General features: G+C 71.3%; 24 protein-coding genes and 1 riboswitch. Of the genes, 7 read left to right on the forward strand and 17 right to left on the reverse strand.

Going from position 1 to position 21,679, the window contains the following annotated elements; translation table 11 throughout:
• Positions 1-37: 37 nt before the first annotated feature.
• From AAG827_RS15855 to AAG827_RS15915, 13 genes are all read right to left on the reverse strand, one after another.
• Positions 38-1,315, reverse strand: a complete 1,278-nt coding sequence (locus tag AAG827_RS15855) for a serine hydrolase domain-containing protein (protein WP_341927120.1) — start codon at positions 1,313-1,315, stop codon at positions 38-40.
• Positions 1,312-4,179: an aminomethyl-transferring glycine dehydrogenase gene (gcvP, locus tag AAG827_RS15860; RefSeq protein ID WP_341927121.1), complete on the reverse strand. Its 2,868-nt coding sequence runs from the start codon at positions 4,177-4,179 to the stop codon at positions 1,312-1,314. The genes AAG827_RS15855 and gcvP overlap by 4 nt, the downstream gene beginning before the upstream one ends.
• A 79-nt stretch (positions 4,180-4,258) precedes the next feature.
• Positions 4,259-4,375, reverse strand: a riboswitch (glycine riboswitch).
• A 167-nt stretch (positions 4,376-4,542) separates the two neighbouring features.
• Positions 4,543-5,115: a MerR family transcriptional regulator gene (locus tag AAG827_RS15865; RefSeq protein WP_341927151.1), complete on the reverse strand. Its 573-nt coding sequence runs from the start codon at positions 5,113-5,115 to the stop codon at positions 4,543-4,545.
• Positions 5,116-5,310: 195 nt separating this feature from the next.
• Positions 5,311-5,787 carry a bifunctional nuclease family protein gene (locus tag AAG827_RS15870; protein WP_309650435.1) on the reverse strand — a complete coding sequence of 159 codons (477 nt, stop codon included), beginning with the start codon at positions 5,785-5,787 and terminating at the stop codon, positions 5,311-5,313.
• A 44-nt stretch (positions 5,788-5,831) separates the two neighbouring features.
• Positions 5,832-6,530 carry a MerR family transcriptional regulator gene (locus AAG827_RS15875; protein WP_341927122.1) on the reverse strand — a complete coding sequence of 233 codons (699 nt, stop codon included), beginning with the start codon at positions 6,528-6,530 and terminating at the stop codon, positions 5,832-5,834.
• Positions 6,531-6,583: 53 nt separating this feature from the next.
• A complete protein-coding gene (locus AAG827_RS15880) occupies positions 6,584-7,114 on the reverse strand; it encodes an FHA domain-containing protein (RefSeq protein WP_341927123.1) in 531 nt (176 codons plus the stop codon).
• A 128-nt stretch (positions 7,115-7,242) separates the two neighbouring features.
• The gene (gene gcvH / locus AAG827_RS15885; RefSeq protein WP_341927124.1) at positions 7,243-7,629 is read right to left on the reverse strand and encodes a glycine cleavage system protein GcvH; all 387 of its coding nucleotides are present in this window, start codon (positions 7,627-7,629) and stop codon (positions 7,243-7,245) included.
• 72 nt (positions 7,630-7,701) lie between these two features.
• The gene (locus AAG827_RS15890) at positions 7,702-8,436 is read right to left on the reverse strand and encodes a DUF881 domain-containing protein (RefSeq protein WP_341927125.1); all 735 of its coding nucleotides are present in this window, start codon (positions 8,434-8,436) and stop codon (positions 7,702-7,704) included.
• The gene (locus AAG827_RS15895) at positions 8,429-8,761 is read right to left on the reverse strand and encodes a DUF1290 domain-containing protein (protein WP_309650440.1); all 333 of its coding nucleotides are present in this window, start codon (positions 8,759-8,761) and stop codon (positions 8,429-8,431) included. Before AAG827_RS15895 ends, AAG827_RS15890 begins: the two co-directional genes overlap by 8 nt.
• Positions 8,758-9,675 carry a DUF881 domain-containing protein gene (locus tag AAG827_RS15900; protein WP_341927129.1) on the reverse strand — a complete coding sequence of 306 codons (918 nt, stop codon included), beginning with the start codon at positions 9,673-9,675 and terminating at the stop codon, positions 8,758-8,760. Before AAG827_RS15900 ends, AAG827_RS15895 begins: the two co-directional genes overlap by 4 nt.
• A complete protein-coding gene (locus AAG827_RS15905) occupies positions 9,668-10,258 on the reverse strand; it encodes a CDP-alcohol phosphatidyltransferase family protein (RefSeq protein ID WP_341927130.1) in 591 nt (196 codons plus the stop codon). Before AAG827_RS15905 ends, AAG827_RS15900 begins: the two co-directional genes overlap by 8 nt.
• Positions 10,259-10,375: 117 nt before the next feature.
• On the reverse strand, positions 10,376-11,425 hold the full coding sequence (locus AAG827_RS15910) for a hemolysin family protein (protein ID WP_341927131.1): 1,050 nt from the start codon (positions 11,423-11,425) through the stop codon (positions 10,376-10,378).
• Positions 11,418-12,788, reverse strand: a complete 1,371-nt coding sequence (locus tag AAG827_RS15915) for a hemolysin family protein (RefSeq protein ID WP_341927133.1) — start codon at positions 12,786-12,788, stop codon at positions 11,418-11,420. Before AAG827_RS15915 ends, AAG827_RS15910 begins: the two co-directional genes overlap by 8 nt.
• Positions 12,789-13,046: 258 nt before the next feature.
• Between AAG827_RS15915 and AAG827_RS15920 the strand changes: the two genes are divergently transcribed.
• Genes AAG827_RS15920 through AAG827_RS15930 form a run of 3 tightly spaced genes read left to right on the forward strand, consistent with a single transcriptional unit; the run spans position 13,047 to position 16,986 of the window.
• A complete protein-coding gene (locus AAG827_RS15920) occupies positions 13,047-14,621 on the forward strand; it encodes a DUF1800 domain-containing protein (protein ID WP_341927134.1) in 1,575 nt (524 codons plus the stop codon).
• A gap of 5 nt (positions 14,622-14,626) precedes the next feature.
• Positions 14,627-15,916, forward strand: a complete 1,290-nt coding sequence (locus AAG827_RS15925) for a DUF1501 domain-containing protein (RefSeq protein ID WP_341927135.1) — start codon at positions 14,627-14,629, stop codon at positions 15,914-15,916.
• 8 nt (positions 15,917-15,924) lie between these two features.
• The gene (locus AAG827_RS15930) at positions 15,925-16,986 is read left to right on the forward strand and encodes a hypothetical protein (protein ID WP_341927137.1); all 1,062 of its coding nucleotides are present in this window, start codon (positions 15,925-15,927) and stop codon (positions 16,984-16,986) included.
• Here AAG827_RS15930 and AAG827_RS15935 read toward each other — a convergent pair.
• Positions 16,928-17,428, reverse strand: a complete 501-nt coding sequence (locus tag AAG827_RS15935) for a GAF domain-containing protein (protein WP_341927138.1) — start codon at positions 17,426-17,428, stop codon at positions 16,928-16,930. The two genes, AAG827_RS15930 and AAG827_RS15935, sit on opposite strands and share 59 nt — an antisense overlap.
• A gap of 52 nt (positions 17,429-17,480) precedes the next feature.
• Here AAG827_RS15935 and AAG827_RS15940 point away from each other — a divergent pair, with 52 nt between their 5' ends.
• Together AAG827_RS15940 and AAG827_RS15945 are read left to right on the forward strand one after the other, a co-directional pair.
• Positions 17,481-17,858 (forward strand): nuclear transport factor 2 family protein, encoded by a 378-nt coding sequence (locus AAG827_RS15940; RefSeq protein WP_341927139.1) that lies wholly within the window; start codon positions 17,481-17,483, stop codon positions 17,856-17,858.
• Positions 17,855-18,589: a hypothetical protein gene (locus AAG827_RS15945; RefSeq protein ID WP_341927140.1), complete on the forward strand. Its 735-nt coding sequence runs from the start codon at positions 17,855-17,857 to the stop codon at positions 18,587-18,589. The genes AAG827_RS15940 and AAG827_RS15945 overlap by 4 nt, the downstream gene beginning before the upstream one ends.
• Before the next feature lie 8 nt (positions 18,590-18,597).
• Here the strand turns inward: AAG827_RS15945 and AAG827_RS15950 are convergent, their stop codons facing one another.
• On the reverse strand, positions 18,598-19,062 hold the full coding sequence (locus AAG827_RS15950) for a MarR family transcriptional regulator (RefSeq protein WP_341927141.1): 465 nt from the start codon (positions 19,060-19,062) through the stop codon (positions 18,598-18,600).
• Positions 19,063-19,178: 116 nt separating this feature from the next.
• On the opposite strand from AAG827_RS15950, the gene AAG827_RS15955 reads away from it, so the two are divergent.
• Both AAG827_RS15955 and AAG827_RS15960 read left to right on the forward strand, forming a co-directional pair.
• Complete coding sequence (locus AAG827_RS15955) at positions 19,179-19,943, forward strand: pirin family protein (protein WP_341927142.1); 765 nt, start codon at positions 19,179-19,181, stop codon at positions 19,941-19,943.
• Positions 19,944-19,983: 40 nt separating this feature from the next.
• Complete coding sequence (locus tag AAG827_RS15960) at positions 19,984-20,487, forward strand: VOC family protein (RefSeq protein WP_341927143.1); 504 nt, start codon at positions 19,984-19,986, stop codon at positions 20,485-20,487.
• 4 nt (positions 20,488-20,491) lie between these two features.
• Here the strand turns inward: AAG827_RS15960 and AAG827_RS15965 are convergent, their stop codons facing one another.
• Both AAG827_RS15965 and AAG827_RS15970 read right to left on the reverse strand, forming a co-directional pair.
• The gene (locus AAG827_RS15965) at positions 20,492-21,247 is read right to left on the reverse strand and encodes an FAD:protein FMN transferase (RefSeq protein WP_341927144.1); all 756 of its coding nucleotides are present in this window, start codon (positions 21,245-21,247) and stop codon (positions 20,492-20,494) included.
• 5 nt (positions 21,248-21,252) lie between these two features.
• On the reverse strand, positions 21,253-21,678 hold the full coding sequence (locus AAG827_RS15970; RefSeq protein ID WP_341927145.1) for an FMN-binding protein: 426 nt from the start codon (positions 21,676-21,678) through the stop codon (positions 21,253-21,255).
• Position 21,679 lies beyond the last annotated feature (1 nt).

Genomic DNA, 21,679 nt, shown 5'->3' on the forward strand with positions numbered 1-21,679 from the left:
ATGGTGCAATCCGTGCACCATCGCGCCGACTCGGCGCTCAGGCCGGATGACCGCCGGGGACGGGCACGGTCGGGTCGTAGGGCGTGCGGGTGTAGATGAACGTCGCGCACTCGAGGTGCGAGATCGTCCGGTCGCGCCGACGGTGCACCCGCAGCCGCTCGCCGCGGTGGTAGCCCCAGGTGCCCACGATGCCCGCCTCACGGACCTCGAAGACGTCGGTGAGCCGGTGCCGGGCCACGCTGCGCAGGTGCAGCTGCTCGTTGTGCCAGCGCACCTCGACCGCGCTGTTGCCCCAGAACCACAACCCCAGCAGGTCACGCACCCCCGCCGGCACCTGCTGGGTCGGCACCCAGGGCTCCAGGGGCGTCAGCTCACGGTCGCCGAGCAGCAGCCCGGGGACCGTGTCGGTGTCGAGCCCCGTGGTCGACGACGCGAGAACGACCACGCCGTCCCGGGTCTCGGGGTCGACGAACAGGCTGGCCTGGAAGCCCGGCATCGAGCCCGGGTGCCCCACCAGCCGACGCCCCGGGAGCTCGGGCAGCTCCAGCAGCCAGGTGCCGAGACCGTAGGTCGGGCTGGTCGGTCGCACCATCTCCGCCAGGCTCTCGCGGGAGAGCACGTCGGGGTGTCCGTCGGCGAGGAACAGCGCGAAAGTCGCCAGGTCGGCCACCGAGCTCCACAGCTGGCCCGCGGGCGCCATCGCGCCGGTGTCCTGGTGCGGCTCCCGGGTCAGCGTGCCCGCGAAGTGGTCGACGCTCCACCCCTGCGCGGCTGGCGCCGCGTCGTCGTACGACGTGTGGTCGAGGCCGAGGGGTGCCAGGACGTGGGCCGACACGACGTCCCACCACGACGCGCCGTGCACCCGCGCGACCGCCTCCCCGAGCAGGGCGAAGCCCAGGTTGCTGTAGTGGAACTCCCCCGGCTCGGACACGGAGCCGCTGGCGTCGTTGGCGGCCACCAGCGTCGCGAAGTCGACCCCGGGCGACCGCTCCCACCACGAGCCGACCGGCTCGCTCTGGAGCCCGCCGGTGTGGGCGAGGAGCTCACGCACGGTCACGTCGCGATAGCCGGTCTCCGGGACGACCGAGCCGATCGTGTCGTCGAGCGACAGCAGCCCCGCGTCGCGTGCCTGGAGCACGGCCACAGCGGTGACGGTCTTGGTGATCGACCCGATGCGGAAGCGCTCGTCCACCGAGCCGGCCCCGGCCGCGCCGGTCCACACGAGCTCGCCGCCCTGCAGGACGCCGGCTACGGCCGAGGGCAGTCGCCCGTGTGCCTGGAGGGCGGCCAAGCAGGAGTCCCAGCGGGCGCTCACTCGGCGAAGGCCTCCAGCGGCGGGCAGGAGCACTGCAGGTTGCGGTCGCCGTAGGCCTGGTCGATGCGACCGACCGGCGGCCAGTACTTGTCCGGGTCGACGCCGGTCGGGAAGACCGCGAGCTCCCGCGGGTAGGCGCGGTCCCACTCGCCGACGAGCGCGCGAGAGGTGTGCGGGGCCCCACGCAGCGGCGAGTCCTCCGGGGCCCACTCCCCTGCCGCGACCCGGTCGATCTCGCCCTTGATCGCGATCATCGCCTCGCAGAAGCGGTCGATCTCGGCGAGGTCCTCGGACTCGGTCGGCTCGACCATCAGCGTCCCCGCGACGGGGAACGACATGGTCGGTGAGTGGAAGCCGTAGTCGACCAGCCGCTTGGCGACGTCGTCGATGCTGACGCCGGTCTCCTTGGTGATGCCGCGGACGTCGAGGATGCACTCGTGGGCCACCAGGCCGCTGTGGCCGCGGTAGAGCACCGGGAAGTGCTCGCCGAGCCGGGCAGCGACGTAGTTGGCGGACAGCACCGCGGTCGCCGTCGCCCGGGTCAGCCCCGCGCCGCCCATCAGGCGGATGTAGGCCCAGGAGATCGGCAGGATGCCGGCCGAGCCGTAGGGCGCGCCGCTGATCGGGCCGATGCCCGAGCGCTTGGCCTCCTCCGGGTGCATCGCGTGCGAGGGGAGGTAGGGCGCCAGGTGGGCGCGCACCGCGACCGGTCCGACACCCGGGCCACCGCCGCCGTGCGGGATGCAGAAGGTCTTGTGCAGGTTGAGGTGCGAGACGTCGCCGCCGAACTCGCCGGGCTTGGCGTAGCCGAGGAGCGCGTTGAGGTTGGCCCCGTCCACGTAGACCTGGCCGCCGTGGGAGTGCACGACCTCGCAGAGCTCGGAGATGGTGTCCTCGTAGGCACCGTGCGTCGACGGGTAGGTGACCATGATCGCGGCCAGGTCGTCGGCGTGCTTCTCGCACTGCGCGCGCAGGTCCTCGAGGTCGACGGTGCCGTCGTCGGCGGCCTTGACCACCACGACGCGCATGCCGGCCATGACCGCGGAGGCGGCGTTGGTGCCGTGCGCCGACGACGGGATCAGGCAGACGTCGCGGCCCTCGTCGCCGTTGGCCCGGTGGAAGCCGCGGATCGCCAGCAGTCCTGCGAGCTCGCCCTGCGAGCCGGCGTTGGGCTGGATCGAGACCTTGTCGTAGCCGGTGACCTCGGCCAGCCAGCCCTCGAGGTCGTCGACCAGCTGGCGGTAGCCCTGGGCGTCCTCGGCCGGCACGAAGGGGTGCAGGTCGGCGAAGCCCGGCAGCGAGACGGGCTCCATCTCGGTCGTCGCGTTGAGCTTCATCGTGCACGAGCCCAGCGGGATCATGCCGCGGTCCAGCGCGTAGTCACGCGCCGACAGCCGGCGCAGGTAGCGCAGCATCTGGGTCTCGCTGTGGTGCGCGCCGAAGACCTCGTGCGTGAGGTACGGCGTGGCGCGGCGCAGGTCGCCCGGCAGCGCGTCCGCCGTCGCGAGGTCGATGGAGTCGAGGTCGGCGGTGACGCCGAAGGCCTTGAGCAGACCGCCGATCGTCGAGCCGGTCGTGCACTCCGAGGTCGAGATCCCGACGGTGTCGGCGTCGACGAGCCGGATCTGGATGCCCATCTGACGCGCCGCCTGCTGCACCTCGACGCCACGGCCGGGCACGCTCACCGAGAGGGTGTCGAAGAACTGCTCGTGGTCGACGGTGACGCCTGCCGCGCGCAGCGCCTCGGCCAGCACGGCGGCGTAGCGGTGGGTGCGGGTCGCGATGGCCTTGAGCCCCTCGGGGCCGTGGTAGACGGCGTACATCGAGGCGACGACGGCCAGGAGCACCTGGGCGGTGCAGATGTTGGAGGTCGCCTTGTCGCGACGGATGTGCTGCTCGCGCGTCTGCAGTGCCAGTCGGTAGGCCGGACGCCCCTCGGCGTCGATGGACACCCCGACGAGCCGACCGGGCAGGTGCCGCTCGAGTCCGGACGCGACCGCCATGAAGCCGGCGTGCGGTCCGCCGTAGAACAGCGGCACGCCGAAGCGCTGGGAGGAGCCGACGACGACGTCGGCGCCCAGGGCGCCGGGTGCCTCGAGCACCGTCAGCGCGAGCAGGTCGGCGGCGACGACGGCGAGGGCGTTGCGCTCGTGGGCGGCCTCGATGACCGGCCGCGGGTCGAGGACACGTCCGGAGGCGCCGGGGTACTGCACGAGGACGCCCGACAGCTCACCGTCGGGCAGGCCCTGCGTCAGGTCGGCGACCACGACCTCGATGCCCATGCCCTCCGCGCGGGTGCGCACGACGTCGATCGTCTGCGGAAGCGCATCGGCATCGACCACGAAGGGGCCCACGGCCTTGCGGTTGCCCCGTCGTACGAGGGTCATGGCCTCGGCGGCAGCCGTGCTCTCGTCGAGCAGGGACGCGTTGGCGGTGGGCAGCCCGGTCAGGTCGCCGATGACGGTCTGGAAGTTGATCAGCGCCTCGAGCCGGCCCTGGGAGATCTCGGGCTGGTAGGGCGTGTAGGCGGTGTACCAGCTGGGGTCCTCGAGGACGTTGCGCCGCACGACGGGCGGGGTGATCGTGGCGTGGTAGCCCAGGCCGATCATCGCCTCCCCCGGTCGGTTGGCGGCCGCGAGCGAGCGCAGCGCCTTGGCCGTCGCGTGCTCGGTCAGCGCCGTGGGGAGCTCGAGCTCGACCCCGGACCGGATCCCGCCGGGCACCGCGGCGTCCATCAGCTCCGACAGCGTCGCGAAGCCGAGGCGCTCGAGCATGACCTGCTCGTCGGCGGGGCGCAGCCCGATGTGGCGCTCTACGAACGGCGAGGCGCCGTCCAGCTCGGTGAGGCTGGGGTGGTCTGACACGGGGACTCCTGCAGGATCGAGGTCGATGGCACCATCGCCCTCCCCCTCTGTCGGACCGACGTTGGTCCTCCAGAGTTGCCTGCTCCGCACGGTCCGGGCGCCTGAGAGGTTCCGGGGAGGAATTGCCCCTTCGGCGCTTCGTTCCCGACGGGCCGGTGATCAGGCCGCCGAGCGAAGACTCTCCCGTGCGGGATCAGTCAGCGGGCACAGCCTAGCAACCGTCGGACTGCGGTTGGTGACCAAACCGCATCCTTCGGGGTCCTGGGTCTGCGGTTGGTGACCAATCCGCAGGTCCCCCGACATGACGACCGGGCCGCCACCACGAGGGTGACGACCCGGCCGGAGCTGGAGCAGAGGGTGCGGTCAGCCGGTCTGGCGGGCGGCACGACGAGCAGCGAGCTCGTCCTTGGCGGCGGTGCTGGCCGCGTCGTCGGAGGCGCGCTCGCTGGGCAACTCGGCGAGGGTGCCCTCGATCTCGCGCCAGACGCCACCGATGGCGATGCCGAAGACGCCCTGGCCGCCCTGGAGCAGGTCGATGACCTCGTCGTTGCTGGTGCACTCGTAGACCGAGGCGCCGTCGGACATCAGCGTGACGCGGGTCAGGTCGTCGGTGCCGCGCTCACGCAGGTGGGTCACCGCGGTGCGGATCTGCTGCAGCGAGATGCCGGCATCGAGCAGGCGCTTGATGACCTTGAGGATCAAGATGTCGCGGAAGGAGTAGAGCCGCTGGGAGCCCGACCCGCTCGCGCCGCGGACGGTGGGCTCGATGAGGCCGGTGCGGGCCCAGTAGTCGAGCTGGCGGTAGGTGATGCCGGCTGCGTTGCAGGCGGTGGGACCGCGGTAGCCCAGGTCGCTGGGCAGCGGGGAGACGTCGTCGGTGAAGAGCAGTCCCTGCTCCTCCGCCGTCTCGACGGCCTCCACTGCTGCGGCGCTGATGCCGGTCTCGGGCTTCTGCTCGTTCACACGGTCCTCCGTGGGTCTACTCCGTTGGACGTAGCTCCGGGGAAGGACAAGCGTGGAGTTACAACAGAGACACTTCAAGGTACGGCCGATGACCGGGGCGGTCAAAGACTCCAGCGGCGTGTCGCAACCCTCAACCTCAACGTGAGGGTCAGACCGCGCGAGCCGAGATCACTGCTCGGTCGGGGCCTCGAAGTCCTCGGGGGTCACCTGGTCGAGGAACTCGCGGAACTTCTCGACCTCGTCCTCCTGCTCGGCAGGCACGGCGAGGCCCGCCTCGTCGAGGACCTCCTCGGCGCACAGGATCTTGGTGCCGGTGCGCAGCGCGAGCGCGATGGAGTCGGAGGGGCGGGCGCTGACCTCGGCGCCGGACTCGAAGACCAGGGTCGCGAAGAAGACACCGTCCTTGACGTCGGTGATGCGCACCTCGGTGAGCTCGTTGCCGGTCGCCTCGAGCACGTCCTTGAGCAGGTCGTGGGTCAGCGGCCGCGGCGGGATCACGCCCTGCTGGGCGAAGGCGATCGCCGTGGCCTCGACCGCGCCGATCCAGATGGGGAGGTAACGCTCCCCCGTGATCTCGCGCAGCAGCACGATCGGCTGGTTCGAGGGCATCTCGACCCGGACTCCCATGACGTCAACTTCGCGCATGGAAGTCAGGCTACTCCGGTCCGGAAGGCCCGTGGACCCCGCGCTCAGCGCGAGCGCAGGCCCGACTTGACCAACGTGGCGTGCAGCCGGACCGACAGCGCCGCGATCTCGGAGACCACGTCGTCGGCGCGGGCGCGTGCCGAGGCGTCGCGACCGCGCTTGAGGGGGGCGATGACCTGCTCGACGAGCCCGACCTCACGGTCGGCGGAGGTCTTGAAGGCCCGCAGGTGCCGGGGCTCGAAGCCGAAGTCCGCGAGCTCGCGGGCGGTCTGCGCGATGACCAGGGCGTCGGTGTCGTAGTGACCGGTGCCGGCTCGGGGCGTGATCAGCCCGAACTGCTCGAGCTGGACCAGCAGCTCCTCGGAGATCTCGGCGATCTTGAGGAGCTCGCGCCGCGAGAGCCGCAGGTTGTCGTGGCGGGAGAAGGAGTCGGCACTGGGCAGCCCGTCGGCGGCGAGGGCGACCTGGGGCACGGTCGGGACCACGGCGTCGATCGGCGGCGGCTCCAGGCCGCGGTCGATGGCGTCCAGGTGCTCACCGATGACCTTGAGCGGCAGGTAGTGGTCGCGCTGCATGCGCAGCACATAGCGCAGCCGCTCGACGTCCTCGTGGGCGAACTTGCGGTAGCCCGCGGGCGTCCGCTCGGGCTTGATCAGCCCCTTGTCCTCGAGGAAGCGGATCTTGGGGATGGTGATCCCCGGGAAGTCCGAGCGGAGCAGGTCGAGGACCTGCCCGATGTTCATGCGCGCCCGAGACCCTCCGGCGGCGCTCTCCGGCAACGGCGAGCTCGCCACGGTCAGTGGCTCTCGTGACCCGAGAAGAAGACCAGGCGGTACTTGCCGATCTGGACCTCGTCGCTGTCGTTGAGCTGGACCTTCTCGATGCGGTCGCGGTTGACGTAGGTGCCGTTGAGGCTGCCGACGTCGCTGACCGTGAAGGAGTCGCCGTCACGGTGGAACACCGCATGGCGGCGCGACACGGTCACGTCGTCGAGGAAGATCTCGCTGTCGGGGTGACGGCCGGCGTGGGTGACGTCGCCGTCGAGCAGGAAGCGGCTGCCGGCGCCGGGGCCCTTCTGGACCACCAGCAGGGCGTGCCCGGTGGGCAGCGCGTCCACGGCCGCCGCGTCCACCGGGTTGAGCTGGCGGTCGGAGGTCTCGACGCGGTCAACACCGGGGGTGCCGATCTGGATCGTGGCGGTGGACTCCCCCACCGGCTCGACCGCGCCGGCGGCGGGAGCCTCGACGCTGACCAGCTTGGTGCCGCACTGGGCACAGAAGCGCGCGTCGTCCGGGTTCTGCCTGCCACATGCGGTGCAGAACGGCATCGAATCATCCTCCGGTCGGGTCGTCCGTCGAGCCGTATGCCTCTCCCAAAACCCTCAAGGCAGGGTGGAGGTTGACGGTTGCTCCGAACCTATCAGCAGCGTGCCCGGGTCCACGACCCGATGAGCAATCAGCCCTCGAGCGAGGCGACGTAGCCGTCGGCCTCGAGCAGGTCGTCGAGCTGCGTGGCGTCGGACGGGACGATCTCGAAGAGCCAGCCGCCGCCGTAGGGGTCGTTGTTGACCAGCTCGGGCGTAGCATCCAGCGACTCGTTGCGCGCCACGACCTCGCCGGAGACCGGCGCGTAGACGTCGCTGACCGACTTGGTCGACTCCAGCTCACCGCAGGTGCTGCCGGCGTCGAGGGTGTCGCCCACCTCGGGCAGGGAGACGTAGACGATGTCGCCGAGGGCGTCCTGGGCGTAGTCGGTGATGCCGACGCGGACCGATCCCTCGTGCTCGCCCGGCGTGCGGAGCCACTCGTGCTCGACGGTGTACTTCAGGTCATCGGGGTACAAGGTGGTCTCCTCGGGTCGGAGCACCGGGCCGGGGCCGGGCGCAGGATCGCGTGCAGGCTACTGCCCCGGGCCTCACTGGCCCGAGTCGGGCACGGCGTACTCGGGCTGGACCGGCGATCGCACGGCCTCGATGTCGAGCGAGGTGAGCTGCTGGACCTCCAGCTCGGCACCGTCGGCCTCCAGCTTGGCCTTCGGTCCGAGCGCGAAGGTCATCGCCCCCTCGAGGACGGCGGGGTCACCGATGACGTCGATGACGTACGGCGACGCCAGCTCGACCCCGTCGATCGAGATGCCCCCCACGTCGTCGGTGAACGAGCTCTGGGCGATGATCCGCACCTGACCGTTGAACTGCATCGCCTCGGCCCCCACCGTGCGGAGCTCCTGGACGGTGTCGATGAGCGACGCGACCTCGACCGTGCCGTCGACCTCGGTGATGGTGATCCGGATGCCCGGACCCGTGACGGGCACGAGCCCGGCCAGGATGTTGAGCGTGTCGACCTCGCTCTGGGCCTGCTCCAGAGCGGCCTGTCGGCGGCTGGTGTCGGACTGGAGCTCGTCGCGGGTGCGCTGGAGCCGGGTGATCTCCGACTCCGCGCGCTGGGTCGTGCCGGCGAGGCCGTTGAGCACGTCGATGAGGTCCTGCTCGCGCAGTGCGGAGTAGGTGTCGTCGACCTCGGTGCTGCGCACCTGCGTGACGGCGGCGAAGCCGACGAGGGCGAGGAGGAGCGCGACGACGACCTGGCGGCGCGACGGCTGGAAGAGCGCCCGCAGGAGGCGCTCGCGTCCGGAGGGCTTGTCCTCAGGCATGGAACAGGTGCCTCCGGATGGCGGCCACGTTGGAGAAGATGCGGATCCCCAGCACCACGATCACGCCGGTCGAGAGCTGGCCTCCGACGCCGAGCTTGTCCCCGACGTAGACGATGCCGGCCGCGATGACGACGTTGCTCACGAACGACACGACGAAGACCTTGTCGTCGAAGATGCCGTCGAGGTAGGCGCGCATGCCACCGAACACGGCATCGAGCGCCGCCACCACCGCGATCGGGAGGTAGGGCTCGAGGCCGAGCGGCACGTCGGGCTTGAAGAACACCCCGACGAGCACGCCCAGCGCCAGGCCGAGCACGGCGATCATCTGTTCATCTCCTCGGTCTTGGGCGGGTTCTGGTCGGCGCCGCTGCCTTCCACGGCCGACCGCAGGAACAGGAACATCGACGGGCCGGAGGGCAGGGACAGCGAGTCCTCGTCCTGCAGGTCGAACTCGAAGCCGAAGCGGGCGGACAGGTCGTTGAACGCCAGCCCGCTGCTGGTCTCGAAGAATTCGGCCTGCAACGTGTTGCGGTTGCCGATCACCAGCACGGAGTAGGGCGGCGCGATGCCGATGCCGTTGACCTCGATCGCCTGCCCCGAGGTGCGGATCGAGCTGAGCGCCGTGAGGCGCTGGCCGTTGATCGAGATCGCCTCGGCGCCGGCGGTCCAGAGCCCGTCGGCGAGCAGTGCCAGGTCCTCGTCGCGCACGACCCCGTCCGCGCTGCCGGACGCGGCGTCGTCGACGACGACGCTGATCCCCTCACCCCGCACGGCGACGAAGCCGGTGCGGACCCGCAGCCGGCGCAGACGCGGGGTCAGGGCCGCCTCGTCGGCCGCGATCGCGCGGGCCCGGGCCTCGCGGGACGCGTTGCTGTCGCGCAGCTGCGCGATGCGCTCCTGGAGACCGGCGACCCGGGCGCTCTGGTCGTCGATGCGCGACACCAGGCTGGCGCGACCCTCGTCGTCGACCGAGGCGTTGCGCTGGGTCTGCACCGCGGCGGTGGAGGCCATGATCCCGAAGACCGCGACCACGACGGCCGCGATCCTGCGCGGGGTGCGCTGCGACCGGTCGTCGGCGCCGGCGTCGCTGCCGCGCAGCGCCTCCTGCTGGGCGCGCCCGGCCCGACGCTCCGCCGCGACGAGGTAGTCCTCGTCCAGCGCCTGCTGCTGGATCAGGTCCAGCAGCGGCAGCGTGACGCGGGGAGGGAGCCCGAGACGTTCCTCGACGCGGTCAGGCACCCTGCACCGCCGAGCGAGGCTCGGTGGTCAGGAGCAGCTTGCGCACCTGCCAGGCGTAAAGGACCCCGGCCCACCAGTAGAGACCGATGCCCCAGAAGGCGAAGGCCCAGCCGAAGACCTGCGCGAGCACCGCGATCACGCCCTCGCCGTCACCCAGGAGCAGCAGCGGGAAGGCGTAGAGGAGGTTGAACGTCGCCGCCTTGCCGAGGAAGTGGACCGGCAGCGCGCTGTAGCCGCGGGTGCGCAGCAGCGGCACGAGGCCCCACATGAGGGCGTCGCGCAGGGGAAGGGACACGGCCATCCACCAGGGGATGACGTCACGCAGTGCGAGCCCGACGACGACGGCCAGGATGTAGAGACGGTCGGCGACCGGGTCGAGGATCTGGCCGACCGTGGACTGCTGGTCGAGCTTGCGGGCCAGCCAGCCGTCGAGGAAGTCGGTGAAGCCGGAGACCATCAGCAGGGCGAGCGCCCAGCCGTCCTCCTCGGGGCCCAGGACCAGCCACAGGAAGACCGGGACCCCGGCGAGGCGGAGGGCGCTGAGCAGGTTGGGCAGGGTCCAGACGCGGTCGTGACGCGTCACTGCTTCCTCCACTGATGCCTGCTTCTCGCTGTTGGTGAGGGGGTGCTCGGGTGCTGTGGCATCACCCTATCCGTCACGGTGTCGAGGACCGTGGAGGTGGCAGCGGTCCTGCGGCCCTCAGACCGTCTCCTCGTGGTGCGCCCCGTCGCGGATCTCGCCGACGAGCTCCTCGATCACGTCCTCGAGGGTCGCCAGGCCGAGCGTGACGCCCTCCAGGTCGACCACCCGCGCCATGTGGGCGCCCCGGCGCTGAAGCGTCTCGAGCGCGTCGTGGAGCTGGTCACCGGTGGTCACCGGGGCGAAGGGGCGGATCCACTTGTCCTCGATGGGCTGGAGGCGCCGCACCTCGTCGGGCTCGAGAACGTCCTTGATGTGCAGGTAGCCCATCAGCTCACCGTCCTCGCTGGCGACCGGGAAGCGGCTGAAGCCCGTGAGGGCGCACAGGGCCTCGACGTCGGCGGGGCTGGAGCCGCGGGTCACCGTCGCCAACGTCTCGGGCGGCATCAGGACGGCGGCCACGGTCTTCTCCGTGAAGCCCAGCGCGCCGGCGAGCCGGTCGTACTCGTCGGCGGCCAGCAGGCCCTCACCCCGGGACTCCTCGACCAGGGCGGCCACCTCCTCGCGGGTGAAGGTGGAGCTGATCTCGTCCTTGGGCTCCACCTTGAGCAGCCGCAGCACCGCGTTGGCGGCGGCGTTGAGGGTGCCGATGACCGGCCGCAGGATGGTCACCACCCCGACGAGCGGCGGCGCGAGCAGGATCGCCGAACGCTCCGGTCCGGCGAGGGCGATGTTCTTGGGGACCATCTCACCGAGGACCACGTGCAGGAAGACCACGATGAGCAGTGCGAGCACGAACGCGACCGGGTGCAGGAACGCCTCGGGCACGCCGAGCGCCGCGAAGCCGGGCTCGAGGAGGTGGGCCACGGCAGGCTCGCCGATGGCGCCGAGACCCAGCGAGCAGATGGTGATGCCGAGCTGGGCGCCCGCCATCATCAGCGACACGTCCTCCATGGCCTTCAGGGTCGTCTTGGCCATCCGCGACCCGGCCTGGGCCCGTGGCTCGATCTGGGTGCGCCGCGCGGAGATGATGGCGAACTCCGCGCCGACGAAGAAGGCGTTGGCGCCGAGCAGGAGCACGGCGACGAGCAGTGCGGTCAGGTCACTCATGCAGGGCCTCGTCGGACTCGTCGGACTCGTCGCCCTCGTGCAGGCGCAGCGCCAGGCGGTCGATGCGGAGGCCGTCCATGTGCTCGACGGTGAGGACGGCGAGCTGCTCGCGCGGCTCGTCGGGGTCGGTCAGGTCGGGCACGGGGACCTCGGCGATGTCACCGGCCTCCGGCACGCGTCCGACCACCTTCAGCACCAGGCCGGCGATGGTGTCGTAGTCCTCGTCCTGGGGCAGCGCGATGCCGGTGACGTCCTCGACCTCGTCGGGTCGCAGGAGCCCGGAGAGCGACCACGTGCCGTCGCGGCGCTGGCGGGCGCGTGCGCCGAGCCGGTCGTGCTCGTCGTCGATGTCGCCGACGATCTCCTCGATCACGTCCTCGAGCGTGACGATGCCCGCGTGGCCGCCGTACTCGTCGAGGACGACGGCCATCTGGAAGCCGTCCTTGCGCAGCAGCGCCATGAGCGGGTCGAGGCGCAGCGAGTCGGGGACCACGATCGGCTTGACCATGAGGTGCTTGACCTTGGTGGTCGACCGCTCGTGCACCGGCAGCGCGACCGCGTGCTTGACGTGGACGGTGCCGACGACGACGTCCTCGGCGTCGAGGACGGGGAAGCGGGAGTGCCCGGTCTGGCGGGTGAGCTCGATGACCGCGCTGGCGCGGTCGTTGCCCTCGAGGCTGCGGGTGCGCACGCGGGGCGTCATGATCTCGCCGGCGGTGCGGGAGCCGAACTCGACCGAGCGCTCCATCAGCTCCGCGGTGTCGGCATCGAGGGTGCCGACATCGGCCGAGCGCTGGATCAGCGAGGCGAGCTCGGCGGAGCTGCGGGCGGAGCGCAGCTCCTCCTGGGGCTCCATGCCGAGACGCCGCACGATGGCGTTGGCCGAGCCGTTGAGCACCCGGATCGGGCCACGGTTGACCGCGGTCCAGAGGCGCATCGGTCCCTGGCTCCGTCGTGCGGTGGCCATCGGCAGGGCGATGGCCAGGTTCTTGGGCACCAGCTCGCCGAAGAGCATCGTGAGCACCGTGCCGATGGTCAGGCCCAGCGCGATGGCGACGGGCGAGACAGCGCCGTCAGGGACGCCCACGGCGGCCAGGGGCTCCTCGACGAGGTCGGAGATGGCCGGCTCGGCGAGGAAGCCGATGCCGAGGTTGGTGACCGTGATGCCCACCTGGGCGCCCGACAGCTGGGTCGAGAGCGTCTTGAGCCCGGCGAGGACGCCTTGGGCCTGGACGTCGCCGGCGGCCGCGGCACGCTCGACCTGGCCACGGTCGACCGTGACGAAGGCGAACTCCGCGGCGACGAAGATGCCGCACATGACGACCAGCAGGAGCGCCAGCGCGAGCAGGAGGTAGGGGGTCATGGCTGCTCTCCCGAGGTGGAGAGCGTCGTACTTTGAGAGCCGTCCATGGGCGGAGCCCGGGGTCCTTGTCGTCGGGGGCGATGAAGGGAACATGCTAGCGAACCCCACCCCGGACGCCGCTTCCGTGCAGGGTGATCGGCCATAGTTCCTAGTCACAACGGGCCATCTTGTAGTCCGAACTGACCATGCTCCCCCGAGGCGCTCCTAGCCTGATGCGGTCGCGCCTCGGTCGCGCGTCTCCCCCGCTCAGGAGCCTCGATGACACCCCTGCCCGCCACCTCGCGCCGCGCCGTGCTCGGCCGCGCCGGTGCCGTCGGCGGCCTCGCTGCCGCCGGAGCAGTCGCCGCCCCGTCCGCGGCACAGGCCGCCTACCCGCCGGCTCGCTACCGCGGAGCCCCGCTGCTCAACGCGCGGAGCCGCCACCTGGTCAGCCGTTTCTCCTACGGCATCACCCCCGGCCTCACGGCCACCGTGCGCCGCGACGGGGGCGGCAGCGCCTGGTTCGAGAAGCAGCTCGACCCGGCCAGGATCGCCGACGCCGACGTCGACGGCCTCCGCTCGTGGTGGTCAGGCCTCTCGAGGACCCCCCAGGACCTGTGGAAGCGCCAGGAGACCGGGGTCGAGGGCGGCTGGGAGGTGATGGCCGACTACCAGCGCTGGCTGTTGCTCCGGCGGATGAGCTCGCGCCGACAGGTGCTCGAGGTCATGACGGAGTTCTGGGAGAACCACCTCAACGTCCCGGTCAACGGCGACGGACCCTTCACCCACCGCGTGTCCTACGGCGAGACGATCCGCAAGCACGCCCTGGGGCGCTTCGAGGACCTGCTCCACGCGGCGATCACCCACCCGGCGATGCTGATCTACCTCGACCAGGCCGTCTCGACCAAGAAGCGCCCCAACGAGAACCTCGGGCGCGAGCTGCTCGAGCTGCACACGGTCGGCCGCGGCACCTACACCGAGACCGACGTCAAGGCGTCGGCTCGCATCCTCACCGGCTGGCTGGTGGACCTGTGGGACACGTGGGAGCCGACCTACTCCCCCAACGCCCACTGGACCGGTCCCGTCACGGTCATGGGGTTCAGCGACGCCAACGCGCTGGCCGACGGTCGAGACCTGACGCGCCGCTACCTGACCTACCTCGCGCGCCACCCCGCGACGGCACAACGCATCGCCCGCAAGCTGGTGCGCAAGTTCGTCAGCGACGACGCCCCGCAAGGACTGGTCGACCACCTGGCGAAGGTCTACCTGGACAACGGGACCGCCATCAAGCCGGTCCTGCGCGCCCTGGTGGCACACCCGGCGTTCCTGGCCGCCGAGGGCGCCAAGGTCAAGGATCCGTGCGAGGACCTGGTGTCGACCTTCCGGGCCCTGAAGATCTTCGTCACGCGTCCCCCGGAGGGCGACGCGGGCGACGAGCACGCCGCCAACGTCCTGCTGTGGCAGACGTCGAGCCTCGGCGCCATGCCCCTCGCCTGGCCCCGACCCGACGGCCAGCCGACCGACAACGACTCGTGGTCGTCGCCCGCGCGCCTGATCGCCTCGATGGAGCTGCACTTCGTGCTGAGCGGCGGCTGGTGGCCGAAGACGGGGGTCAGCTACCGCTCCCCTGCCCAGTGGCTGCCCCAACCCGCGATCCGCTTCGACGTGCTCGTCGACCACCTCTCGCAGCAGCTCCTGGGCCGCCGATCGACGTCGGCACTGCTCCAGGCCTGCTGCGAGCACCTCGACGTCCGGCCCGGCGAGCGCATCACCCGCGACCACGGCGTCGTGAGGTGGAACATGCCGCGACTGCTCACGACCCTGCTCGACTCCCCGATGTTCCTGACCCGGTGACCCCCATGACCTCTCGCCCGACCGTCTCCTCCAGGACCGTCTCCTCCCCCACCGCCGCCGACGACGCGTGCTGCGGCGAGTTCCGCTCGGTGTCGCGGCGTGGCCTCTTCGCCGGCGCCCTGGCCCTGGCCGGCACGACGACCGCGGTCGGCTCGGCGGTCGTCACGGCCTCGCCGGCCAGCGCCGCCAGCGCCGACTCGGTCCTCGTGGTGCTGTCGCTGCGCGGCGCCGCGGACGGCCTGTCGCTGGTCGTCCCGCACGGCGACCCCGTCTACTACCAGGCTCGCCCGCGCCTCGCGATCCCCGCGAGCCAGCTGCTCGCCAAGGATGCGATGTTCGGGCTGCACCCGAGCCTCGCACCGCTGCTGCCGCTCTGGGAGTCGGGCCGGCTCGCGGCCGTGCACGCGACCGGGCTGCCGGCCCCGAACCGCTCGCACTTCGCCGCCATGGAGGAGGTCGAGGACGCGAACCCGGGCTCGACGGTGCGTCAGGGCTGGCTCAACCGCCTCATCGGCACCGACTCCGGCAGCTCGCCGCTCCACGGCTTCAACGTCGGCAGCGGCGTCGTCCCGGGCGCCCTCTTCGGCGACGAGGCGGTGATGTCGGCCGGGTCCGTCGACGACGTCCGGATCCCCGGCGACGACGAGTGGGTCTCCAAGGACGGGCGGAAGCGCTCGCTGCACACCCTGTGGGACTCCCACCCGGGTCCCCTCGGCAAGGCGATGCGCTCGACGTTCTCCGCGCTCAGCGACTTCCAGCCCGTGCGCGCCACGGCCGACCACGAGGACCGCTACCCCAACAGCGACCTCGGCCGGGCACTGGCCACGGTCGCCCGCGTCGTGCGCGGTGACGTCGGCGTCCAGGTCCTGACCGTCGACCAGGGTGACTGGGACATGCACAGCGGGCTCGGCACCCTCGAGTGGGGCCAGATGCTCCGCAACGCCGACGACCTCGCCACGTCGGTGGCGGCGTTCATGGACGACCTCGGCTCGCAGGCCTCCAAGGTGACCCTGCTCGTGCTCAGCGAGTTCGGTCGGCGCACGGTCGAGAACGACAACTACGGCCTCGACCACGGCTACGGCAACGTCATGTTCGTCGCCGGGCGCGGGGTCAAGGGGGGCACGGTCCACGGACGCTGGCCCGGTCTCACCCTCGACGACGACGCCGACCTGCTCGTCACCACCGACTACCGCAGCGTCCTCGCCGAGATCGTTTCGACCCGCTTCGGCTCCTCCACCGCTACGGTCTTCCCGGGCTTCACGCCCACCCCCGTCGGACTCATGTCCACCCTCTAGGAGATCCCATGCCCGTGCCCCTGCGCGTCATCCAGTGGGCCACGGGCGGTGTGGGTCGCGCCGCCGTCGAGGGCGTCCTGCTGCACCCCGACCTCGAGCTCGTCGGCTGCTACGTCCACTCCGACGCCAAGCACGGCGTCGACGTGGGCGAGATCGTGGGGCAGGGGCCGATCGGGGTCCTCGCCACCACCGACGTCGACGAGATCCTGGCCATGGACGCCGACTGCGTCGTCTACACGCCCCTGGTGGGCGACCCCCGGGAGGTGTCCCGGATCCTGCGCTCGGGCAAGAACGTCGTGACGCCGGTCGGGTGGATCTATCCCGGCGAGCGCCAGCGGGTCCACCTCGAGGCGGCCTGCGCGGAGGGTGGGGTCAGCCTGCACGGCACCGGCGTCAACCCCGGCGGCGTCCCCGACCTGCACCCGCTGATGTTCTCCTCGTTGTCCTCGGCCGTCACCTACGTGCGCGGCGAGGAGTTCTCCGACATCCGCACCTACGACGCCCCTGACGTCGTGCGGCACGTCATGTGCTTCGGCGGCACCCCCGACGAGGCGCGGTCCGGTCCGATGCTGGAGCTGCTGTCCGCCGGCTTCGCGCGCTCGGTGCAGATGTGCCTCGACGTGCTCGGCTTCTCGGCCGACGCCGAGATCCGCTCGACCCTGGACCTGGCGGTGGCGACCGCCCCCATCGACTCCCCCATCGGCGTCATCGAGCCCGGCCGCGTCGCCGGCCAGCGCTTCGTCTGGGAAGGCGTGGTGCGTGACCAGGTCGTCGTGCGCGTCGCGGTCAACTGGCTGATGGGCGAGCAGCACCTGGAGCCCGCCTGGGACTTCGGCGCCGAGGGTGAGCGCTTCGAGGTCGAGGTGCGAGGCGACCCCGACACCTTCGTCACCATCAAGGGCTGGCAGCCCGACACGATCGCCGAGGGCCTCGTGCGCAATCCCGGGGTCGTGGTCACCGCGATGCACTGCGTCAACTCGATCCCCTACGTCGTCGCGGCACCGACCGGTGTCAGGACCTACGTCGACCTGCCGCTCGTCGCCGGTCGGGCGCACCCCGACCTGGCCTGAGGGCGCCGATCGCCTGGAAGTTGCGGCCGCCGCGACGAAAGGCTGCCGCCACGGCTGCCGGTGCCTGGTGCTCGGCCAGCACCTCGTCGTCCCAGGTGCAGGCGCGCACATGGACCAGGTCGGCGGCGACGGCCTCGCCGGACCCGTCGTAGGACCACGGTCCGTCGACCACGCCGCGACGCAACGCGCCATCCGGGTCCCGGGTCCACACGTGCGAGCCCGCCGGCACGTCCATGAAGCGCTCGAGCCTCCGGGCGGTCCGCTCGTCGTAGGTCGTGTCCATCAGGCGCAAGGCGTCGCTGCGCGAGACCGGCGCGCGGGGCAGCCGCCCGCCCATGCCGACCAACCCCGAGGTGAGCCCCCGCTCCACGGCCAGCGCGGGGTCGACCTCGTCGAGGCGCGAGCGCATCGGGGCACGGTAGGTCTCGGGACGCGCAGCCACGGCCAGACCCTAGGACGTGACAGGAAACTAGAACGTGTTACAGAATGACGCCATGGTCGCCTCCAACGCAGACATCCGCACGACGGTCCAGCGCTACCTCCACCTGGTGGCGGACGGGACGTCGACCGACATCGTGGCGCTCTTCGCCCCGGACGCGACGCTCGAGGACCCGGTCGGCAGCGCGGTGCTGCGTGGCCGCGAGGCGATCGGGGCCTTCTACGCCGGCCTGGACGGCCTCTCGATGACGACGAAGCTCGTGACGTTGCGCACCTGTGCGGGACACGCTGCGTTCCACTTCGAGGTCGTGACCGACACTGGGGACATGAAGTACGCGATGGCACCCCTCGAGGTCATGACCTTCGACGACGACGGCCTGATCACCAGCATGCGAGCGTTCTGGTCCGACGAGGACCTCGTCGTCGAGGCGTGAGCGCCTCCGACGTTCGTCCACTGACGCAGGCCGACCTCGACTGGGCGGTCGACCTGACGCGCACGAGACGGGAGCGGCTCGAGGGCCACGCGCCGCGCTTCTGGCGCGCCGCCGCGGACGCGACCGAGCGACACCGGGCGTTCCTCTCGCACCTGATCGACGACGCGGCCACGCTGAGCGTGCGCAGCGAGCACGGCTTCCTGATCGGCATGAACCCCGGGCCCTACCTGCTCGTCGACGACATGGCCGTCGAGCCCGCGGAGCACTGGGCGAGCGAAGGGGTCGCTCTCCTGCGTCACGCCAGCGCCCTCGGCCCGATCCGGTTCGTGGTGCCCGGCTTCGAGAGCGAGCGGCTCGACGCGGCGCTCGACCTGGGCCTGGAGCCGGACGACATCTGGTGGCACCGCGACCTCGAGCCCTTCACCGGGCTCAACGTGGTCTCCGAGGACAAGTCCGTCTCGGTCGAGGGTGCCGAGGGGCGGCTCGTGCCCGCGCCTCCGGTCTACGACCCCGGCGGCCCGGTCCTGCTCGTGACGTCGGTCGTCTCGCCGGAGGCGCTCCGCCGGGTCGAGCAGTCGGCGGCCCGTCGCGGCGCGCGGGTCTCGGTCGTCCCGCAACCACCGGCCGACACCGCCTTGGCGACCCTGCTCAACCACGCCGGCTACACGCTGACCACCTTCTTCTTCAGCACGCCGGCCGACGGGGCGGGTCCCACCTCCGTCGCGACGTAGGTCGGACCTCAGGAGCCGAGGCGGGCGAGGACCTTCTCGGTCATCTCGCCGAGCAGCACGACCTCCTCGTCGGAGAGCGCGTCGAAGACGGCTCGGCGCACCGTGCGCACGTGGGCCGGTGCCGCCTGCTCGATGGCCGCCCGACCGACGGCGGTGAGGACGACGAAGGAGCCTCGTCCGTCGTCGAGGCAGTCCTCCTTCTCGACCAGGCCGCGGCGCGCCATGCGCGTCACGTGGTGCGAGAGACGACTACGCTCCCACTGCAGGGCCTCGGCGAGCTGCGCGATCCGCACGCGACCTCGGTCGTCGTCGGTGAGCTGCACCAGCACGTCGAAGTCCGGCAACGAGAGCTCCGAGTCCCGCTGGAGCTCGCGATGGAGCAGCGCCGGGAGCTGGGCGTTGAGCGCCAGCCACCGGCGCCAGGTCTGCTGCTCGGTGTCGGTGAGCCAGGGAGTGCTCGTCTGGGTGGTCATACCCCCACCTTACCGGGAATAGTTGACATGTCACGTAAGTTGGCATGATCATCAACGTGACACGTCCCCCAACGGATGGCCCGATCGGGTGGCTCGCGTGAGGTGAGGAGACCGCCATGACCATCGAGCTGACCCCCCAGGTCGACGTCCGCCGCAGCGAGGACCGCTACACCTCCACCTACGGCTGGCTCGACTCGAAGCACTCCTTCTCCTTCGGTCAGCACCACGACCCCGCCAACACCCACCACGGGCTGCTGCTGGTCAACAACGACGACATCGTCGCCGCGGGCACGGGCTTCGACACCCACCCCCACCGGGACATGGAGATCGTCACCTGGGTGATGCAGGGCTCGCTGGTCCACCAGGACTCGACGGGCCACAACGGCATCATCTACCCCGGCCTCGCCCAGCGCATGAGCGCCGGACGCGGGATCCTGCACTCGGAGAAGAACGACTCGTGGCGGCTCGAGGGCGACACGCACAGCGACCCGGTGCACTTCGTGCAGATGTGGGTCGTGCCCGACGAGAGCGGGATCGTGCCTGGCTACGAGCAGCTCGAGATCGACCACGAGCTGATGAGCGGCTCGCTGGTGCCCGTCGCATCGGGGATGGCCAAGCACGAGGGGGCCGCCGCGATCCGCATCCGCAACAAGTACGCCGCGCTGCACGTCGCCCGGCTGGAGCCCGGCCAGAGCGTCGAGCTGCCCGAGTCGCCGTTCCTGCACCTGTTCGTCGGTCGCGGCGCGGTGTCGCTCGAGGGCGCCGGATCGCTGGGGGCCGGCGACGCCGTACGGTTCACGGCCAGCGGCGGTCAGCGCGTGACCGCGGCCGAGGCCTCGGAGGTCCTGGTGTGGGAGATGCACGCCACGCTGGCCGCCTGACCCTGCTCCACCCCTGTCAACCACGAGAGCCGAGGACCCCATGACCGAGAGCACCCCCGACCTCGCCGCGATCGAGGCGACCCGCGACCGCATCCGCACGGAGCACCTGCACCCGGCGGACTCGCGGCCCGCCTCGACCGCGCGCGGACTGCACCACACCGCGCTGATCAGCAGCGACGTCGAGACCACCGTGCGCTTCTACCAGGACGTGCTCGGCTTCCCGCTCACCGAGCTGATCGACAACCGGGACTACCCGGGGTCGTCGCACTTCTTCTTCGACATCGGCCACGGCAACCTGCTGGCGTTCTTCGACTTCCCCGGGCTCGAGGTCGGTCCCTACGCCGAGGTGCTCGGTGGGCTGCACCACCTGGCCATCTCCGTGGAGCCGGCGCGCTGGGACGAGCTGGTCGCCCGGCTCACCGAGGCCGGGGTCGACCACGAGGTCCACAGCGGTGTCTCGGTCTACTTCCGCGACCCCGACGGGGCGCGCATCGAGCTGATCTCCGACCCGCTCGGGGAGATGTACGGCCAGCACGTCCTCTGACGGATCAGCGGTGGCCGAACGTCTCCACGCGGCCGTCGACCCACACGACCACCCCGGTGCGGCCGCGCCGCGTCTCGAGCCAGCGCAGGGCGTCGGGACCGTGGGCGAACGCGGCGGTGGCCTCGATGTCGACCCAGGTGAGGTCGTCGCCGACGACGGTCACCGACGCCACGGAGCCGGGCACCTCGCCCGAGCGGGCGTCGACGACGTGCTCACCCCGGTGCGCGAGGCCGGAGGTGGCGACGGCGCCGTTCCACACGGGGACGCGCGCGACGACGCGGTCGGGTCGCAGCGGGTCCTCGATGCCGATCCACCACGGCGCTGCGGCGGCGGTCTCGGTGTGGCACACCATGTCGCCCCCGGCGGAGAGGCAGAAGTCGGTGTTGTCCAGCCGGCGCAGGGCCAGCGCCGCACGGTCGACGGCCCACCCCTTCACCACGCCGCTCGGGTCGAGGACGCCACCGCGTCGCACGTCGAAGGCGCCGTCGGACTGCTGCCGGCCCTGCTCCCCGAGCTCCAGCACGTCGGCGACCTCGGTCGGGCACTCCTCGAGGGACACCTCGTCGCGGCCGAGCCGGGAGACGAAGGAGTCCTCGCGGTAGGGGCTGAACACCCGGTCGGCGTCGTGGAGCGCGGCCATGGCCTCCGCCCAGGCGCCCCGGGCATCGGCGTCGTCGGTGTGGCGGCCGCGGAGGGCGAGGCTGATCGGCATCCCCATGACGTGCTCGACGAAGCGCGAGGTGCTGGGTGCTGCGGACACCGCACTCACAGTACGGCCTGGTCGAGAGCGCTCTGCAGCGACTGGAGGTAGCCCTCGCTGGTGTAGGTCGCGCCGCTGACCATGTCGATCTGGGCGCTCTGGGCGGAGATGGTCTCGTCGACGAGGATCGGCAGGGCATAGCCGTTGATCTGCTCGTCCTCGTGGTTGCCCGACGGGTACTGCAGCACCGAGACCTCGGTGAGCGCTCCGGCGTCGACGGTCACCTGGACCTGGACCGGGCCGTACCTCGTGTCGACGGCGTCCCCGGTCACGGTCCGGGACGACGTGGAGCCGGTCCCGACCGAGGCCGAGATGACGGCCTGGCCGGTGCCCGACGCTGCGGTCAGCGCTCCGGAGGTGGAGGTGTGGTAGCCGAAGAGCAGGACGAGCGTCGTGATCGTGCTCAGGACCCACAGCGTGATGCGTCTCATC

This window comes from Nocardioides psychrotolerans (assembly GCF_943371775.1).
GTDB classification, from domain to species: domain Bacteria; phylum Actinomycetota; class Actinomycetes; order Propionibacteriales; family Nocardioidaceae; genus Nocardioides; species Nocardioides psychrotolerans_A.

Bases quoted from the DNA above. Each gene is read 5' to 3' on its own strand.
- AAG827_RS15870 (WP_309650435.1), bottom strand. From the start codon at position 5,787: ATGCGCGAAGTTGACGTCATGGGAGTCCGGGTCGAGATGCCCTCGAAC.
- AAG827_RS15875 (WP_341927122.1), bottom strand. From the start codon at position 6,530: ATGAACATCGGGCAGGTCCTCGACCTGCTCCGCTCGGACTTCCCGGGG.
- AAG827_RS15880 (WP_341927123.1), bottom strand. From the start codon at position 7,114: ATGCCGTTCTGCACCGCATGTGGCAGGCAGAACCCGGACGACGCGCGC.
- AAG827_RS15890 (WP_341927125.1), bottom strand. From the start codon at position 8,436: ATGCCTGAGGACAAGCCCTCCGGACGCGAGCGCCTCCTGCGGGCGCTC.
- AAG827_RS15895 (WP_309650440.1), bottom strand. From the start codon at position 8,761: ATGATCGCCGTGCTCGGCCTGGCGCTGGGCGTGCTCGTCGGGGTGTTC.
- AAG827_RS15910 (WP_341927131.1), bottom strand. From the start codon at position 11,425: ATGAGTGACCTGACCGCACTGCTCGTCGCCGTGCTCCTGCTCGGCGCC.
- AAG827_RS15915 (WP_341927133.1), bottom strand. From the start codon at position 12,788: ATGACCCCCTACCTCCTGCTCGCGCTGGCGCTCCTGCTGGTCGTCATG.
- AAG827_RS15920 (WP_341927134.1), top strand. From the start codon at position 13,047: ATGACACCCCTGCCCGCCACCTCGCGCCGCGCCGTGCTCGGCCGCGCC.
- AAG827_RS15925 (WP_341927135.1), top strand. From the start codon at position 14,627: ATGACCTCTCGCCCGACCGTCTCCTCCAGGACCGTCTCCTCCCCCACC.
- AAG827_RS15930 (WP_341927137.1), top strand. From the start codon at position 15,925: ATGCCCGTGCCCCTGCGCGTCATCCAGTGGGCCACGGGCGGTGTGGGT.
- AAG827_RS15940 (WP_341927139.1), top strand. From the start codon at position 17,481: ATGGTCGCCTCCAACGCAGACATCCGCACGACGGTCCAGCGCTACCTC.
- AAG827_RS15950 (WP_341927141.1), bottom strand. From the start codon at position 19,062: ATGACCACCCAGACGAGCACTCCCTGGCTCACCGACACCGAGCAGCAG.
- AAG827_RS15955 (WP_341927142.1), top strand. From the start codon at position 19,179: ATGACCATCGAGCTGACCCCCCAGGTCGACGTCCGCCGCAGCGAGGAC.
- AAG827_RS15960 (WP_341927143.1), top strand. From the start codon at position 19,984: ATGACCGAGAGCACCCCCGACCTCGCCGCGATCGAGGCGACCCGCGAC.
- AAG827_RS15970 (WP_341927145.1), bottom strand. From the start codon at position 21,678: ATGAGACGCATCACGCTGTGGGTCCTGAGCACGATCACGACGCTCGTC.